Source organism: Subtercola endophyticus (assembly GCF_021044565.1).
Taxonomy (GTDB): Bacteria; Actinomycetota; Actinomycetes; order Actinomycetales; family Microbacteriaceae; genus Subtercola; species Subtercola endophyticus.
On the sequence record NZ_CP087997.1, the window covers coordinates 901976 to 917595 of the forward strand.

Genomic DNA, 15620 nt, shown 5'->3' on the forward strand with positions numbered 1-15620 from the left:
GACCTCACACTACCTGCCGACAAAGTCCGCCGGCTGGCGGTTGACGAACGCCTGCATTCCGCGCACGGAATCTTCGGTGGCCACCAGTCGAACGAGTTCGGGCTGCAGGGCGACGGCCGCGGCCACCTGCCCGGCGTCATCACCAGCGCGTTCGGCGAGACGTGCGTTCGCGAGAGTCGCTTGAACCGCGAGGGGCGCCTGGGCGGCGATGCGCTCGGCGATCGCGAGTGCGGCGTCGAGTTGCTCGCCGTCGGGCACCAACTGTTGCACGAGGCCGATGCGATGGGCTTCAATCGCGTCGAAGGTGTCGCCCGTGAGCATCCAGCGCATCGCGTTGCCCCAGCCGACGGCACGGGGAAAACGGATGGTCGCACCCCCGAAGGGCAGAATGCCGCGGCTCACCTCGATCTGCGCGAATCGGGTCGACTGCGCGGCGACGGTGACATCGCTGGCGAGCATGAGCTCGATGCCGAGTGTGAGGCAGGTTCCGTGCACGGCGATCACCACGGGCTTGGTGCGCGGCGGACCGGTGGGGCTGACCTGCCAGGGGTCGACGCCGCCCTCGGCCACGATGTCGAGACCCGCCGCCGTGATGCGCGGACCCACGTCGGCGAGGTCGAGGCCCGCCGTGAAATGCTCGCCGACCGCATGAACCACACCGACCCGCAGCTCGGGGTCACGTTCGAGCTCGCCGTATGCCAGCGAGAGCTGCCGCAACAGTTCGAAGTCGGCGGCGTTGCGTTTCTCGGGCCGGTTGAACGCCATCAGCAGAATGTGGCCGCGACGTTCGACCAGTATGCGTGGAGAGACGGACGGGTTCTCGGAAGGGGTGTGCTCTGTCATGCGACGACGATAACTCCGCGGGCGATCAGTCCGCTTTGTCGTTGTGGGATCTGTGCAGAACTCGGTGCTCAGTGGCCCTGTGTACTTAGTGGCCCTGTGTACTTAGTGGCCCTGTGCACTTAGAGGGCGCGCGTAAGCGCCGAGATGATGCGCAGAACGGCCGACAGATCATCTGACGCGGCGTCAGGGTTGGCCGGGGCGAACTGTGTGATCGCGGCTCCGACCACGGTGAACCGTCGACGCACGGCGACGATGTTCTCGACCAGGGCCGCGACGGTCAGGCCGAACGGCTCGGGGTAGCTCAGCCCCGTGATCTCGGCCGGATCGAGCACATCGAGATCGACATGCAGGTACACCTCGGTCGCGCCCGTCGCCGAGATCGCCTCGACCAGTGCGTCACCACGCTCGAGTTCTTCGCTCTGCTGCAGGTCGTCGATGCTCACCTCGGTGATGTGGTTCTCATCGATATAGGTCTGTTCGTCGTCGTCGAGCGAACGCACTCCGGCGAGAATGACGCGCGAGGGTGAGAGGGTCTGCGCGAAATCGGGAACGAGCAGCTCTGTTCCGTCGCCGAGCAGCGTTCGCAGTACCATGCTCGAGAACGGCCCGCTGACCGACGGGGCAGTTCCGGAGCCCGATGATTCGGGGGCCACCAGGTCGGCATGGGCATCCAGCCAGACCACAGCCAGCTCGGGATGCAGCCGCTTCGCCTCGGCGATCGGCGCCAGCTCGACACCGCAGTCGCCGCCGATGGTCACCACCAGATCGGGCCGAACGGCCCCTTCTGCGGTAGGTTCGAGAGCGTCGTTCAACGCACGCGTGACCGAGTCGCGGATGCTCCGCAGCACACTCACGCGTGCCACCCCGCTGCCGAGGCTCTCGCCGGCACCCAAAGTGATCTCGAGGCGCCGTGTCACGCTCGCCGGCAGGTCTCCCGCGATCGCGTCGGCTCCGTCGATGAGCTGCATCGCGCGAGACGAACCGGAACCCTGCCACTCGGGCACGATGAGAAAAGTTGCGACCATGCGAATAGCCTATTGGGCGGCCGCGGCCGCCGTGTCGAGCTCGGTGAGTCTCCATAACCTCCGTGCGAACCGCCGGCGGGAACCAAGCGACCGCGCTCGGTCGGTTCCCGCGCGTTCGCCCGGCGGGGACGGGCGAAGCCAGAAAACTTACTCGTGTGTGCCGAACTCGTTCGGAACCATGTCGCGGTAGCGCTTGGCGTTCGCCAGGTCGGCAGTGATCTCGTCGACCGTGCGGTACCCCGCCACGTAACCCGGCTCGTCGCGCTGAATGCGCCACCCCTCGGCGAGCGGTCCGGCGTCGACGGCGTCGAATCCGAACTCGTCGAGCAGGGTCGCGACCGTTGCCTTCGAGGCTTCGTCGTCGCCGGCGATGACGAGCGCTCGCCGACCGAGCGAGCCGGCTGGCTTGCCGTCGGTTGTGATCTGGTCGAAACGGATGTGGTTGAACGCCTTCACCACGTGCGAGGCGGGCAGGTGCTGCTGCAACAGCTCCGACACCGTGGTGCTTTCGTCGTCGAGTTCGGCGATGTGCCCGTCGCGTTCGAAGTAATAGTTGTTCGTGTCGAGCACGACCTTGCCGGCGAGTTCTTCGACCGGCACCTCGGTGTAGGCGATGAGCGGAATCGAGACGACAGCGATGTCGGCGGCCGCAGCCGCTTCGGCGGCCGTGCCGGCTGATGCCTGGGGCCCGAGTTCTTCGACGAGTTCGGCGAGCGTCTCCGGCCCGCGCGAGTTGCTGAGCACGACGGTGTAGCCGTTCGCCACCGCAAGACGGGCGACCTGGGCGCCGATGTGGCCTGATCCGATGAATCCGAGAGTAGTCATGACCATTTGAACCTCGCGGCCGCACAGATTGTTCCGGGCGACTCAGTATTGCGAAACATTACCCGAGCCGGTGCCGGATGCCCGGGCGGATGCTTATATGGAGGTATGGCCATCTCGATACCGACTCCACGCGAGCACGCGTCGCGGGTTCAGGAGTCGCAGACTCGGGCACCGCGTCTGGCCGTTGTCGAGGTCACCCGGTCGCGGCCTCACGATTCCGACTACCACTCTTACATCGACCTGCTCAATTCGCGGGTCGTGAGCGCCGCTTCGGCGCAGGGGTACTCGGTGACCCGCAGCGCTGCCGCCGACGTCGGGGTCGAATCATTGCTCGAGGCGACCAGAGACGTCGACGCCATCGTCGTGATGGGCGGGGAAGACATCGCTCCCGAGTACTACGGGGGAGCATCCGGTTACCCGTCTGAGGGCCGTCATTACACGGCCGCCGACGAAGCGCAGATCGCTCTCGTGCGCAGAGCCGTCGCTACTGCGACCCCGCTGCTGGGCATCTGCCGCGGCCTGCAGGTCATCAACGTGGCGCTGGGCGGCACGCTCGTGCAAGACATCGGAACGCAGACGATTCACAAGAACCTCGACGTGGTGGCTGCCGAGACGATGGCCGGGCATCCGGTCGCGGTCGACTCGGCCAGCCGTCTGGCCGGCGCACTCGGCGAAGAGGTCATCGTGCAGAGTGCTCATCACCAGGCGGTGCAGACGCTCGGCTCAGGACTCGTGGTCGTCGCGACGGCGGCCGACGGACTGCCCGAGGCGGTCGAGCACGTCACGGCCCCCATTCTGGGAATTCAGTGGCACCCAGAAGACCCTGGCGCTCCGGTAGGGCAGCTGGAACAGTTGCTTCGAGCGCTGGGCGACCACGCGATCAGCGACGCCTTCGCGGCCTGACCGATGACGTTCAGCGCCTGATGGCTGTTCAGCGCGTGATGGTGCCGACGCTGCCGGTCGGATTGGCCTGAATCCGACGAAGTTCATCGCGCTCAGCGAGACGCGGAATACGGCCGATGATCAACGCGATGGGCAGTGACACGATCACCCAGACCGTGCCGACGACAACGATCAATGCGAGCGTCATGTGGGACTCCTTCTGTGCTTCGTCGAGTGGGAATGATCCGTCGGCGAGCTTCGAGAGCCTGGCCCGACGCTGGGTCACTGGTGCGTTAGTTGAGAGCATAACTGCGTAAATCCGCACGACACGCGACATGCGGGGTTTCTGCGGGATTTGTTTGCTTTTTTCTTGACCTACCCCAGAAATGAGGCCATCATGCCCCCCGAACGGGGGCGATTCCTTCACGGATCACATTGACCCTTGACAGACCACGATTGCGGGCCCGTTATCGGCCCCTCTCATGAATTTAGTTTGATGGTTGACAGTTAGAGATCGAACTATTAATGTTCTAAACATGAACGAATCGTTGAACGCCAAGCCGACCGGCACGGAACACGAGCACGAGCTGACCCTGACAAGCAGTCTCGAGCTGGTGCGCTGGATCGGCTGGGCTCAGCGTAAGGTCGGCGAAGACTGGATCAAGGCGCGTGAACTCAGCCACGAGCAGGCTTTCGCGCTCGGCTTTCTGGCCCAGAACCCCGGATCGATTCAGCGCGACATCGCGCAGATGACGCGAACGAGCGCGGCAAGCGTCTCGAGCCTCCTGCAGGGGCTCGAGCGGCGCGGTCTTATCGAACGTCGCACCGAAGGTGGCAACGAACGCAGCAAACGCGTCTACGCCACGCCCGAGGGCGTCGAACTGATCGCGGGGTTCGAAACCGCGATGACGGCCGCAGACGACACCATTCTCGCCCCGCTGAATCAGGCGGAACGCGAGACGCTGCACGCCCTGCTCACGAAGGTGACCTCGGTGCTGCCGCAGCCGACCCGGGGCTGACCACCCTCAGTAGACAGCGCCGCAGCAGACAGACCCCCAGACGGCGTTCGGGCGGGTGACCCGACCGAGCATCCTGAACCCTTCACACATTCTCACGCCGTGCCGGCGTCTGTCGGCGCGCCCTCGACTCTGCCCGAAAAAGGAGCACATCATGAGCACCTCGAACTCCGCTACCCCTCCCGCTGCTACGCAAGCCGACGCTGTCGGCACGAACCGCTGGTACCTCTCGGCCGCCCCGATCATCCGCGCCCTCGTGCACCTGTGTGTGCCGATGGCCGCCGCGATGATCGTCGGCGCTGTTTACAACGTCATCAACGCCGGATTCATCGGCTCGTTGCACGACGCCACCCTTCTTGCCGCCATCACCTTCGGCACCCCCTTGCTCGGCCTCGTCATGGCGGTCGGCGGGGTCTTCGGCGTGGGTGGCGGCGCGCTGATCTCGCGTCTGCTCGGTGCGGCCGAGCACGAGCCGGCCAAGGCCGGCGAGATCAAGCACGTCTCGTCGTTCGCCCTCTGGGGCGCGGTGATCACGGGCGCCGTGCTGGGTGGTGTCGGGCTGCTGCTGAATCCGCTGGTCTCGGTGCTCGGGGCCGACTCGTCGGCCGTCGCCGCGACGAGCTCCTACGTCGCCGTGATGCTGGCCTTCGTGCCCGTGCTCGCCGCTGCCTTCTGTCTTGAGCAGATCGTGCGAGCGGAAGGCGCCGCGCGCCAGGTGATGATCGGGCTCATCGCCTCGACCGTGGCGAACGTCATCTTCGACGTGCTCTTCATCTTGGTGTTGCACTGGGGTGTCGGCGGAGCAGCGCTGGCCATGGGTCTGTCGAACCTCGGCGTCGTCATCTACTTCATCGTCTGGCTGCAGCGGCACAGCGAGAACGTCAGCTTGTCGCCGCGCTGGTTCACCCTCTCGCCCGCCGTACTCAAGCCCGTCTTCGGGGTGGGTATCGGCGAGCTGCTGCAGGCGTCGTTTCTCATCGTGACCTCTCTTGTGCTCAACAACCTCGCGGTCGCCTACGGCGACAGTGCCCTGGCCGCGATGGGTGTGGCCGTGCGTATCGCGCAGGTCCCCGAATTCTTGGTGATGGGTGTCACACTCGGGGTGCTGCCGCTGCTGGCCTACTCGTACGGCAAGGGTGATCGAGAGCGGCTGCGCTCGGCGCTGCGGGTCTCGGCGATCACCGTCGGCGGCATCGTGCTGATCTCGGCGGTGGCCGTATTCGCCTTCCGTGATCAGGTGTTCTCGGCCTTCGTCGCGGATCCCTCCGTGCTGAGCATCGGCGTCACCATTCTGACGGCTCAGTTGGTGGCCATGATCGTGAACGGATTCACGGGGCTCATCACCTCGCTGTTTCAGGCCACGGGGCGTGCCTCAGCCGCGATCGTGATGTCGATGGCGCAGGGTGTGCTGTTCATTCCGATCGTGCTGCTGGGCAACCTGTGGTTCGGGCTCGCCGGAATCATCTGGTCGCTCACCGTCTCCGAGGGTCTGGTCTTTGTCGTCGGCGTCATCATGTGGCTGGCATCGCGGCATGCGATCGATCGTGGCTTGGCCGAGGGAAACGCCGAGCGTGCGGAGCAGGTGCTCGAGCAGGCAGCGGCCTGACCAGCGGTTGCTCCGCGGTTAAACTTCGAATCACCATGAGTGCCTATTTCGAAAGAACCGCCGCTGACCGCTACCGCCCCACGACGCATGCCGGGGGAGCGTGGAACGACTCCGAGATCCACTTCAGCCCGCTCGGCGGCTTGATCGTTCACGCGATCGACCGGCACCGGACTGCGCAGGCCGACGGCGGGCAGGCGCCTCTCGACACACAGCCTCTCGACACACAGCCTCTCGACAAGCAGCCTCTCGACAAGCAGCTCGGCCGCATCAGTTTCGACATTCTCGGGTTCTTGGCCGCCGACGAGTGCACCATCAGCGTCGAGACCATAAGGCCCGGGCGCACCATCGAGTTGATCGAGGCGACGGTCACGATCGCCGGCCGCGCGCCCGTGCTCGCTCGCGCGTGGTTCATCGGAGCCGTCGACACGACGACGGTCGCCGGGGGAGTGCCCGCCGCGCTGCTCGGTCCCGAGACGCTGACCTCCTGGCCGATGAATGAAACGTGGACGGGTGGCTACGTGTCGTCGCTCGACGTGCGGCCCCTGAGCCCGCCGGTACCGGGTCGCACGACCGCATGGCTCGGCACGGGCATCCACCTCGTCGAAGGCGAAGAGGTCAGCCCGCACGCATCGTTCATCACCCTCGTCGACACCGCGAACGGCATCGCCGTGCGTGAGCGGCCGACAGAGTGGCTCTACCCGAACCTCGATCTGACCATCCACCTGTACCGTCAGCCCGCCGGGCGCTGGGTGGGCCTCGACACCACCGTCACCTTCGGGCCGGCCGGGCACGGGCTCACCAGCAGTGTGCTGCACGACACCACGGGGCCGGTCGGGCGTGCCGAACAGATTCTGACCATCCGCCCGGTGCAGCAGGAGGCCGGCCGATGAGTCAAGTCGATCTGCGGGAGTTCAACAACCTCACCACACCGCACGTCGCCGACGCGCTGCTGCGTCTGGGCATCCCGGTCCGCTGTGCGCCGGCATCGGTGCATCCGCTCGCCCAGGGCACACACCTCGTCGGCCGTGCAGTCGCTGTGCGTCACTACGGCAGCGTGGATGTCTTTCTCGAGGCGCTCGAAACCGCCGAGCCGGGTGATGTGCTGGTCGTCGATAACGCAGGCCGCGACGACGAGGCCTGCGTCGGTGATCTCGTTGCGCTCGAAGTGGCGCGTGCGGGTCTTTCGGGAATCGTGATCTGGGGCCTGCACCGCGACACGAGCGATCTGCACGACATCGGCCTCCCTCTCTTCAGCCAGGGCGCACTACCCGTCGGTCCGCAGCGTCTCGACCCCCAAGAACCGGATGCCCTGACCTCAGCCCGCTTCGGAGCCCACACCATCACAGCCGCCGACTTCGTGCTCGGCGACGACGACGGTGTGCTGTTCGCTCCTCTCGATCGGGCGGCGGAGATCGCCGCGGCCGCCGGCGCCATCCGCGACACAGAGCGCCGTCAGGCCGACCGCATGCGCCGCGGAACCAGCCTGCGCTCGCAGACCCGTTTCGCCGAATTCTTGGCGGCGCGCGACGCTTCCGGGCTCACGTTCCGGCAGCACCTGCGCCGGGTGGGCGGTGAGATGGAGGAGTAACGGGTTCGCAGCTTTACGGCGCTGTTCATTCGATGTCAGGCGGCGAGCGTCGTCTCGAGCGCATCGAAGTTGAGCTGCCAGGCGAGCGTCACAGCTTCGTACTGTTCCGGTGTCAGGTTGCCGCCGGTCTGGCTGAAGCGCAACTGGGTACCGCCGTCGAGCGCAGTGAGGGTAACCGAGATGAGTTCGCGTGCGTCTCCGGGCTCATCGGTCATCGTGAAGACGAGCTTGTTCGGGCGATCGACCTCCACGTACTCGCCGTAGAAGCGGTAATCGGGCGTGCCGTCGCCGAGAAGCATGGTGGCCTCCCAATGGCCATCGGGTCGAGCATCCAAGGTCAGAGACTCGAGAGGCACCTCGACGTCGGTGCCGCCCCACCAGAGGGAGAAGGTCGGCGGCGAGACCCAGGCTTCGAAGACCTGCTCGGGCGTGGCGGCGAACGTGCGGGTGATGGTTGAGGCGAGGGAATCGGTCATACTCGTGCCTTTCGTCGTTGTGCCGGGGCTCGTTCTGTGGCGACGTCATGTGCAGCCGGTGCACACGGCCCCGAGGCATACCCGCGATGCCACCCGTGGCGCACAGCCCTAGTACTTGATATCAGTACATCCGGATCGCCGGTATGGGCGCGCTCCCTGGCCGGGTCGCGGGAGCGGCGGGGAGAACGGTCGGAGCTGAGGCAACAAGCCGACAATACGTCGACATGTGAGCTCTCGTCCGACGAAAGCCCCGGGCTGACGACGGACGCCGACGGCGGACGACCGACGGTGGGCGCGCCCGCACTGCGCTGGTGCGGCAGTGCCGCTGGTGGCCCCACGCAGATTCGAACTGCGGCCCCTGCCTCCGGAGGGCAGTGCTCTATCCCCTGAGCTATGGGGCCAGGAGTGCGGGGTACACATTACCATCGCGTGACGGGTGCCCGCTCACGGCACAAGCGTTACCGGGTTTCATGACAGCATTAGAGGCATGAAGCGAACGGTCAGCGCCCACCTCGAATGTGACATCGATGCGCCCGCCAACCTGGTCTTTTCGATAGCGATCGCGGCAGGGCTCAGCGCCAGTACCGAGACGGTCGAATACGTGTTCAACGGGCATCCGATCACGCCCGTCGAAATCGGCGACGTGCACGGTACACGCCTGCACGAGTTCAACGTCGGCAAGGGCACGCTCATCGCCGACTACTGGGCCGTCGTCGACGGAACGGCCGCCCCGGCCGCCGTCACGAAGAACGACCTCATCACGTACTTGCGTCCCAGCCGCTACTGCGAGAGCGACATTCTGCTGCCCACCGCGCGCTCGGAATTCGCGGGGCTCGAGGGGCGCATGCTGCTCGACAGCGTGAGTTCGTGGGTGGGCGACAAGCTCAGCTACGTTCCGGGGTCGAGCCTGCCGACCGACGGTGCCGTGCGCACGCTGTTGTCGCGGCAAGGAGTCTGCCGTGACTACGCGCACCTCGTGGTCGCATTGCTGCGCGCTCTGGACGTGCCGGCGCGCCTCGTGTCGGTATACGCGCCGGGCCTTGACCCCATGGACTTTCACGCCGTAGCCGAGGCGTACGTGAACGACGAGTGGTACGTCGTCGACGCGACGGCCCTCGCCCCTCGGCAGAGCCTCGTTCGCATCGCCACGGGTCGAGACGCCGCAGACACGGCGTTCCTCAGTAACCACGGCGGCTGGCTCGCCCTGAACAAGCTCGAGGTCACCGCCACCGTGGATGCCCTGCCGCGCGACGACACCCGCGAGCTGGCCCAGCTCCACTAACCCCGCACTCCACATCCGTCGCCTCCCGCGGGAGCACGCGGGAGGCGGTCAGGGCGTCGCGATAGGGTAGAACACCGTGACTCCCGAAGACCTCTCCAGCGCCCTGTTCGACATCGTGACCGCCCGTCTCGACGCTCGACGAGTGGGCGAAGCGGATGCGGCTGCCGTCACCATCTCGGTCGTCGACGTTCAGCTCGAGCGCCCGCGCAACCGCGACCACGGCGACTGGACCACGAACATCGCCATGAAGCTCGCCAAGTCGCTCGGCACCAACCCGCGCGCCTTCGCGGCAGAGATCGTGCCCGAGATCGAGGCGCTCGACGGCGTCGCGAAAGTGGATGTCGCGGGCCCCGGCTTCATCAACATCACCCTCGAGACGGCCGCAGCCGGCGAGATCGTGCGCACGATCCTCAACGCCGGCGACTCGTACGGTCACAACCACGTGCTCGACGGGCTCAGCGTCAACATGGAATTCGTGTCGGCGAACCCCACCGGGCCCCTGCACCTGGGGCACACCAGGTGGGCCGCTCTGGGCGATGCAATCGCGCGGGTGCTGAGTGCATCCGGTGCCGAGGTGACGACCGAGTACTACATCAACGACGCCGGCAACCAGATGGACAACTTCGGCGCCTCGGTGCTGGCAGCTGCCAAGGGCGAGCCCACGCCCGAGGGCGGGTACCCGGGGGAGTACATTCAGGAGCTCGCGGCGAAGGTGCTCGCGCAGGTGCCCGATCTGCTCGACCTGCCCGAGAAAGAGGCGATCGCGGTCGCTCGCGACCTCGGTTACCTGCAGCAGCTCGAAGAGATCAAGACCTCGCTCGAGAACTTCAACGTGCACTTCGACGTGTTCTTCTCCGAGCGCACTCTGCACGCCCCCGACCCCGAGACGGGAACGAGCCTCATCGACCAGGCCGCCGTGCGACTGCGCGAACAAGGCCATGTGTACGAGAAAGACGACGCCGTCTGGGTGCGCACCACCGACTTCGGCGACGACAAAGACCGCGTGCTGACGCGTGGCAACGGCATCGTGACGTACTTCGCCGCCGACGCGGCGTACTACCTCAACAAGAAAGACCGCGGCTTCACCGAGAAGATCTACCTGCTCGGCGCCGACCATCACGGCTATGTCGGGCGACTCAAGGCGCTCGCGGCGGCGGCCGGCGACGACCCCGATGTGAACATCAAGATTCTCATCGGACAGCTGGTCAACCTCAACGGCGCGAAGCTCTCGAAGCGCGCGGGCAACATCGTCGAACTCGACGATCTGCTCGACTGGGTCGGGGCGGATGCTCTGCGGTACTCCCTCGCCAGGTACCCCGCCGATTCGCCACTCTCACTCGACGGCGAGAAGCTGCGCGAACGCACGAACGACAACCCGGTTTTCTACGTGCAGTACGCGCACTCGCGCACGCGTTCGGTGGCGAAGAACGCCGCGGCGTCTGGGGTCGACCGCAGTGCCTTCGAGCCTTCGCTTCTGACGCACGAGACCGAGACCGAACTCCTCGGCTCGCTGCAGGAACTGCCGCGCATCGCGGCCCAGTCTGCCGAGCTACGCGAGCCGCACCGCGTGGCGCGCTACCTCGAAGAAGTCGCCGGGCACTACCACCGCTGGTACGGCGCTTGCCGTGTTCTGCCGCTCGGTGACGAGCCCGTCACCGATCTGCATCGCACGCGGCTCTGGCTGAACGACGCGACGGGTCAGGTCATCCGCAACGGGCTGGAGCTGCTGGGCGTTTCGGCTCCGGATCGCATGTAAGGCACTCTTCGTGCGGGTATGGGTGGCACTGAGCAGGCCATCGCCGAGGGTGCCAACGCTGGCCCCACAATTGACGCAATTCCCTTACCGATCTCCTATGTGAGCTTGGCTGTGGGGTGTTGGGGTTGGTGAGCAGGCCGTCGCCGAGGGTACCGACGCTGGCCCGACATTTGACGCAATACCTATACCGATCTCCTGGGTGAGCTTGGCAGCGGGGGTGTTGCGTCGATGAGTAAGCCATCGCCGAGGGTGCCTGGGCGCGTTACCGCTCGTTCATGCGGAGTTGGCCTGGGGGTCGAGGGCCGCACGTACGGTGCGGGGATGGGTGAGGGCGAGCAGAGGCGGCGACCGATCGCGGCCGTTCTCGTGGCTCTCGTTGCGCTGGTGCTGGTGGTGTTCATCGGCGGTGACATCGTGACCCGCGCTTTTGTCGAAGCGCGCATCCGCACGGGTATCGTGGCTCAGCTGCCCGACGGCCTCGCAGGAGACGTGAATGTGCGCGTGGGTGGCGCACCGATGCTGCTGCAGTTCGTCAGCGGCTCTTTCACGCAGGTCACCGTCGTGAGCAAGGGGATGCTCGTCCGCGGTATTCCCTTTCAGTCCACTGTCGTGGTATCGAACGTGCCCTTCGACCCGGCGAAACCCATCTCGCGGGTCACCGCGACGGTCTCGCTGAGCGACGAAGCGGCCACTGCTCTGAGCGCTCTTCCTGGTGCGGTCACGGTCGCTTTCGGTGACGGAACGATCGTGTACCGGATGCCCGGCCAGACCACCACGGGCGCCCCGGAATCCGCGGCAACCGCAGAGACCACGACTAGCGCGGCAACCACGTCTGGCGCGGCAACCGCCAGCGTCACCCCGGCGGTCTCGGCCGACGGAACGAGCGTCGTGCTCGCAACCAAGGGCAGCCCGACCGATGCCGACCAGGCGGCGTCTGTTTCGGTCTGCATCGCGAAATTCCTGCCCGCCGGAATTCACCTCACCAGCATCACCCCGACGGTCGGCAGTCTTTCGATGACTGTCGAGGGCGACAACGTGTCGTTCTCACGAAGCGCTTTGGCGGTCGCGGGCACCTGCCCGTGAGCAGCCACCTCGACTAGCGGGGCGATGTGTTCGACTCACGCGACGGGGCTTCTTCCGCATCACACGGAGACCTCAGCCCGGCGGCGGTATGCTCCTGACCATGACCACCCCACCGCCTGTCTCGCCGTCGCCCCGGTCGTCGGGAGCGTCGTGGTCGCCGGGTGGGCCGGGGCAGCCCGGCCCGGCGACGGCTTCGGCTGCTCGACCCGGGCGGCCGCGCAAGCGCGGGCGCATCATTGCCATCGTCGCGGGCACCGTTGTGCTGCTCGCGATCATTCTGGTGGCCCTCGACTTCGGCCTCCGCGCCTACGCCGAGTCGCAGGTGAAGTCGGCCGTGCTCGAAAATCTGCCCAGCACGGTGACGGGTGACGTCGATGTGAACATCGGCGGCGGCCCCTTCTTGGTGCAGTACCTTTCCGGAACGTTCAGCGACGTCACGTTGACCAGCAAGAACATGCAGGTGAACGGCGTGCCAGTGCAGATCAGCGTGACGGCGAACGACGTATCGACCGATTCATCGAAGCCGGTGCCCCGGGCATCCGCGACCCTGACGCTCGATCAGGCAGCCGTGAACACATTTCTCAGTGTGCCGGGAAGCAACCAGATCATGCTCGGCGACGGAACCGTGGGGTATTCGGGCACCGTGAACGTGTTCGGGCTGACGCTGGGTTATGACGCGACGGCGACGGCAACACCGCAGGGCCCGGATGTTCTGCTCACGCCCACCGGAGCTCAGCTCAGCGCCGGCTCGGCCTCCATCGACGTGAGCGGGGCCCTCAAGTCGGTCGTGTCGAAGCCGATCTCGATTTGCGTGGCGCAATACCTGCCAGAAGGCGTGCAAATCACCTCGATCACGCCCACGGCAGGCAGCGTGACGGTGACCGCCGAGGCGACCAACCTCACCCTGAGCGAAGAGGCCCTGAAGACCACAGGCAGCTGCGACTGACCCGCTGCCGGCTCGCGCCCCGCCCCGCCCCGCCCCGCCCCGCCCCGATGCGAGGGCACCACTGGGGCGAGCGCGACTCTTTCGGACGAAATGAGCCGCCGCGGCGGCCGCTTTCGTCCGCATATGTCGCTCTCGCCGCGACACCCGCGTCACTGCTTGGGGTGGTCGTCGACCTTCGTATCGATGTGGAAGTCGGTGCCGTGCACGTTGCTGATGGTGGTGGTGGAGTCGTAATGCACGTCGGGGTTGTCGGTAGCGCTGAAGTCGCAGTGCACGACGGCACCCTCGACGATGTCGATCTGCGCGGTGCCGCAGTCGACCACGGGCGTCACATTGAGCTGTTTCTGAAACTGGTCGGTGACCTGTTTGGCGAAGTCGGTGGGCGACATGGTGACGTTCGAGTTGAATGAACAGCCGGCGAGGGCGGTCGCGGCGAACAGCAGTCCGGCGACCGAGGCGGCGAGTCGTGCGGAGCGCGACGACCGATAAACGGAGGGGCGCGCCGTGCGCGACGACCGATAAACGGAGGGGCGCGCCGTGCGCGACGATCGATACACGGATCGCCTGGCAGGGGAGTCGAAGGGTGTGAGTTTTAACATGATTAATGCTCGCATAAAACGGAGCTTTGCTCAAGCCCACTGCGACGAACTGCGCCGAATGCACCGTGACGCGAAAAACCAGGGCTCGGCGATCTCCGATAGGATTTTCTCGACCCCCAGCACCGCACACGCACCATCGCGCCGGGGTCGACGGCTTCAGGGACCAATCCGGGTTCGCTCGCCCGCTCCTGTCGCGCACCCCGCTCGTCGTAAGGCCTGCCGGGCGCCCCGTTACATTCGCCGAAGGTTTTTGATGACTGCCAACCCGCTCGCTCCGCCGTGGCTCGCCGTGCCCGACGACGCCAACGACCTGCCGCGCGCTGTCTGGCCCTCCAGCTCCGCCCGAACCGACTCTGGCGAGCTCACCCTCGGTGGCGTCGCCGCCTCTGAGCTGCTGGCGCAGTTCGGCAGCCCGCTGTACGTGGTCGACGAAGCGGATGCCCGGGGCCGGGCCCGCACTGTGCGCGAGGCGTTCGAGCGAGCATCCACCCGCATCGGTACCGACGTCACCGTCTACTACGCAGGCAAGGCCTTTCTCTGCGCGGCGGTAGCCGAGTGGATGACCGACGAAGGCCTCTCGATCGATGTCTGCAGCGCGGGGGAGTTCGCGGTCGCCCTGGCAGCGGGCGTGACGCCGGCCCGCATCGGGTACCACGGCAACAACAAGTCGCTCGCCGAGATCGACTCCGCGGTCGAGAACGGCGTCGGAGCCATCGTGATCGACAGCGCCATCGAGGTCGAGCGAGTCGCCGCGACGGCGGCACGGCACGGTGTCGTGCAATCGGTCAGGCTGCGCGTGAACAGCGGCGTGCACGCGCACACGCACGATTTTCTGGCCACCGCCCACGAAGACCAGAAGTTCGGCGTCACCCTCGACGACGCCCCGACGCTGGTCGCGAGCATCCGGTCGTACCCGTCGTTGCGTTTTCTCGGGCTGCATTGCCACATCGGTTCGCAGATCTTCGGGGCCGACGGTTTCTCGGAGTCGGCCGCGCGTCTGCTGGGCGTGCACGCGACTCTGCTCGAGGGCGGCGACATTCCCGAGCTCAACCTCGGCGGCGGCTTCGGCATCGCCTACACGACCGCCGACGACCCGACCTCGATCGACCTCTTGGCCGACCAGATCGCCGACATCGTGGCGGCGGAATGCGCACGTCTGGGCATCGCCGTGCCTCACCTCGCCTTCGAGCCGGGCCGCCTCATCATCGGGCCGAGCGGAGTGACCCTCTACACGGTCGGCACGATCAAGCCGGTGTCGGTCGGCGATGCCGTGCGAACCTACGTCAGCGTCGACGGCGGAATGAGCGACAACGTTCGCCCCGCCCTCTACGGCGCCGACTACTCGGTGCGCCTCGCGAATCGCGTCTCTGCGGCCGACCCTGCCCTCGTGCGGGTGGCGGGAAAGCACTGCGAGAGCGGCGACATCGTGGTGCACGCGGACTACCTGCCTGGCGATGTCGAGCCGGGCGACCTGCTCGCCGTGCCAGTCACGGGCGCCTATTGCTGGTCGATGTCGAGCAACTACAACTATCTCGGGCGCCCGCCGGTCGTGGCCGTCGTCGACCGGGAAGCGCGACTCATCATGCGCGGCGAGACCGTCGACGACCTGCTCGCCCGCGACCCCGGAGTCGGGCGTCAGACCCGCAAGGCGCCGCTCGTCGCGACGCACTGACGTCGTTATGCCCCACGTCGT

16 protein-coding genes and 1 tRNA gene are annotated in these 15620 nt (G+C 66.4%); 10 read left to right on the top strand and 7 right to left on the bottom strand.

Annotated features, from left to right (window positions below; genetic code table 11):
* Nucleotides 1-9 precede the first annotated feature (9 nt).
* From LQ955_RS04415 to LQ955_RS04425, 3 genes are all read right to left on the bottom strand, one after another.
* Nucleotides 10-843, bottom strand: coding sequence for a crotonase/enoyl-CoA hydratase family protein (locus tag LQ955_RS04415; protein ID WP_231027000.1), 834 nt, complete (start codon nt 841-843; stop codon nt 10-12).
* Nucleotides 844-962: 119 nt separating this feature from the next.
* The gene (locus tag LQ955_RS04420; RefSeq protein WP_231027001.1) at nt 963-1868 is read right to left on the bottom strand and encodes an arginase family protein; all 906 of its coding nucleotides are present in this window, start codon (nt 1866-1868) and stop codon (nt 963-965) included.
* A 147-nt stretch (nt 1869-2015) separates the two neighbouring features.
* Nucleotides 2016-2693 (bottom strand): NADPH-dependent F420 reductase, encoded by a 678-nt coding sequence (locus LQ955_RS04425; protein WP_231027002.1) that lies wholly within the window; start codon nt 2691-2693, stop codon nt 2016-2018.
* Between the two features lie 105 nt (nt 2694-2798).
* Between LQ955_RS04425 and LQ955_RS04430 the strand changes: the two genes are divergently transcribed.
* On the top strand, nt 2799-3596 hold the full coding sequence (locus tag LQ955_RS04430) for a gamma-glutamyl-gamma-aminobutyrate hydrolase family protein (protein WP_231027003.1): 798 nt from the start codon (nt 2799-2801) through the stop codon (nt 3594-3596).
* A 28-nt stretch (nt 3597-3624) separates the two neighbouring features.
* Here the strand turns inward: LQ955_RS04430 and LQ955_RS04435 are convergent, their stop codons facing one another.
* On the bottom strand, nt 3625-3783 hold the full coding sequence (locus LQ955_RS04435; protein WP_231027004.1) for a hypothetical protein: 159 nt from the start codon (nt 3781-3783) through the stop codon (nt 3625-3627).
* 328 nt (nt 3784-4111) lie between these two features.
* Between LQ955_RS04435 and LQ955_RS04440 the strand changes: the two genes are divergently transcribed.
* The 4 genes from LQ955_RS04440 to LQ955_RS04455 all read left to right on the top strand — a co-directional run bounded on the left by LQ955_RS04440 (nt 4112) and on the right by LQ955_RS04455 (nt 7785).
* Nucleotides 4112-4594, top strand: a complete 483-nt coding sequence (locus LQ955_RS04440) for a MarR family winged helix-turn-helix transcriptional regulator (RefSeq protein ID WP_231027005.1) — start codon at nt 4112-4114, stop codon at nt 4592-4594.
* Nucleotides 4595-4745: 151 nt separating this feature from the next.
* Nucleotides 4746-6197 (top strand): MATE family efflux transporter, encoded by a 1452-nt coding sequence (locus LQ955_RS04445; RefSeq protein WP_231027006.1) that lies wholly within the window; start codon nt 4746-4748, stop codon nt 6195-6197.
* A gap of 35 nt (nt 6198-6232) precedes the next feature.
* Nucleotides 6233-7087 carry a thioesterase family protein gene (locus LQ955_RS04450; protein ID WP_231027007.1) on the top strand — a complete coding sequence of 285 codons (855 nt, stop codon included), beginning with the start codon at nt 6233-6235 and terminating at the stop codon, nt 7085-7087.
* Nucleotides 7084-7785 (top strand): RraA family protein, encoded by a 702-nt coding sequence (locus tag LQ955_RS04455; protein WP_231027008.1) that lies wholly within the window; start codon nt 7084-7086, stop codon nt 7783-7785. The genes LQ955_RS04450 and LQ955_RS04455 overlap by 4 nt, the downstream gene beginning before the upstream one ends.
* A gap of 35 nt (nt 7786-7820) precedes the next feature.
* Here the strand turns inward: LQ955_RS04455 and LQ955_RS04460 are convergent, their stop codons facing one another.
* Both LQ955_RS04460 and LQ955_RS04465 read right to left on the bottom strand, forming a co-directional pair.
* Nucleotides 7821-8261 carry an SRPBCC family protein gene (locus LQ955_RS04460; protein ID WP_231027009.1) on the bottom strand — a complete coding sequence of 147 codons (441 nt, stop codon included), beginning with the start codon at nt 8259-8261 and terminating at the stop codon, nt 7821-7823.
* A 326-nt stretch (nt 8262-8587) separates the two neighbouring features.
* Nucleotides 8588-8662: transfer RNA gene (locus tag LQ955_RS04465), tRNA-Arg, on the bottom strand.
* 86 nt (nt 8663-8748) lie between these two features.
* Between LQ955_RS04465 and LQ955_RS04470 the strand changes: the two genes are divergently transcribed.
* The 4 genes from LQ955_RS04470 to LQ955_RS04485 all read left to right on the top strand — a co-directional run bounded on the left by LQ955_RS04470 (nt 8749) and on the right by LQ955_RS04485 (nt 13328).
* Entirely contained in the window at nt 8749-9543 is a 795-nt protein-coding gene (locus tag LQ955_RS04470; RefSeq protein ID WP_231027010.1) for a transglutaminase-like domain-containing protein, read from the top strand.
* 76 nt (nt 9544-9619) lie between these two features.
* Nucleotides 9620-11299, top strand: a complete 1680-nt coding sequence (argS, locus tag LQ955_RS04475; RefSeq protein ID WP_231027011.1) for an arginine--tRNA ligase — start codon at nt 9620-9622, stop codon at nt 11297-11299.
* A gap of 321 nt (nt 11300-11620) precedes the next feature.
* Nucleotides 11621-12382, top strand: coding sequence for an LmeA family phospholipid-binding protein (locus LQ955_RS04480; RefSeq protein ID WP_231027012.1), 762 nt, complete (start codon nt 11621-11623; stop codon nt 12380-12382).
* Between the two features lie 100 nt (nt 12383-12482).
* Nucleotides 12483-13328 carry an LmeA family phospholipid-binding protein gene (locus tag LQ955_RS04485; RefSeq protein WP_231027013.1) on the top strand — a complete coding sequence of 282 codons (846 nt, stop codon included), beginning with the start codon at nt 12483-12485 and terminating at the stop codon, nt 13326-13328.
* A gap of 149 nt (nt 13329-13477) precedes the next feature.
* On the opposite strand, the gene LQ955_RS04490 is transcribed toward LQ955_RS04485, so the two are convergent.
* A complete protein-coding gene (locus LQ955_RS04490; protein ID WP_231027014.1) occupies nt 13478-13927 on the bottom strand; it encodes a hypothetical protein in 450 nt (149 codons plus the stop codon).
* A 253-nt stretch (nt 13928-14180) separates the two neighbouring features.
* Here LQ955_RS04490 and lysA point away from each other — a divergent pair, with 253 nt between their 5' ends.
* Nucleotides 14181-15599: a diaminopimelate decarboxylase gene (gene lysA / locus LQ955_RS04495; RefSeq protein ID WP_231027015.1), complete on the top strand. Its 1419-nt coding sequence runs from the start codon at nt 14181-14183 to the stop codon at nt 15597-15599.
* Nucleotides 15600-15620 lie beyond the last annotated feature (21 nt).

Bases quoted from the DNA above. Each gene is read 5' to 3' on its own strand.
- LQ955_RS04415 (WP_231027000.1), bottom strand. From the start codon at position 843: ATGACAGAGCACACCCCTTCCGAGAACCCGTCCGTCTCTCCACGCATA.
- LQ955_RS04420 (WP_231027001.1), bottom strand. From the start codon at position 1,868: ATGGTCGCAACTTTTCTCATCGTGCCCGAGTGGCAGGGTTCCGGTTCG.
- LQ955_RS04425 (WP_231027002.1), bottom strand. From the start codon at position 2,693: ATGACTACTCTCGGATTCATCGGATCAGGCCACATCGGCGCCCAGGTC.
- LQ955_RS04430 (WP_231027003.1), top strand. From the start codon at position 2,799: ATGGCCATCTCGATACCGACTCCACGCGAGCACGCGTCGCGGGTTCAG.
- LQ955_RS04435 (WP_231027004.1), bottom strand. From the start codon at position 3,783: ATGACGCTCGCATTGATCGTTGTCGTCGGCACGGTCTGGGTGATCGTG.
- LQ955_RS04440 (WP_231027005.1), top strand. From the start codon at position 4,112: ATGAACGAATCGTTGAACGCCAAGCCGACCGGCACGGAACACGAGCAC.
- LQ955_RS04445 (WP_231027006.1), top strand. From the start codon at position 4,746: ATGAGCACCTCGAACTCCGCTACCCCTCCCGCTGCTACGCAAGCCGAC.
- LQ955_RS04450 (WP_231027007.1), top strand. From the start codon at position 6,233: ATGAGTGCCTATTTCGAAAGAACCGCCGCTGACCGCTACCGCCCCACG.
- LQ955_RS04455 (WP_231027008.1), top strand. From the start codon at position 7,084: ATGAGTCAAGTCGATCTGCGGGAGTTCAACAACCTCACCACACCGCAC.
- LQ955_RS04460 (WP_231027009.1), bottom strand. From the start codon at position 8,261: ATGACCGATTCCCTCGCCTCAACCATCACCCGCACGTTCGCCGCCACG.
- LQ955_RS04470 (WP_231027010.1), top strand. From the start codon at position 8,749: ATGAAGCGAACGGTCAGCGCCCACCTCGAATGTGACATCGATGCGCCC.
- LQ955_RS04480 (WP_231027012.1), top strand. From the start codon at position 11,621: ATGGGTGAGGGCGAGCAGAGGCGGCGACCGATCGCGGCCGTTCTCGTG.
- LQ955_RS04485 (WP_231027013.1), top strand. From the start codon at position 12,483: ATGACCACCCCACCGCCTGTCTCGCCGTCGCCCCGGTCGTCGGGAGCG.
- LQ955_RS04490 (WP_231027014.1), bottom strand. From the start codon at position 13,927: ATGTTAAAACTCACACCCTTCGACTCCCCTGCCAGGCGATCCGTGTAT.
- lysA (WP_231027015.1), top strand. From the start codon at position 14,181: ATGACTGCCAACCCGCTCGCTCCGCCGTGGCTCGCCGTGCCCGACGAC.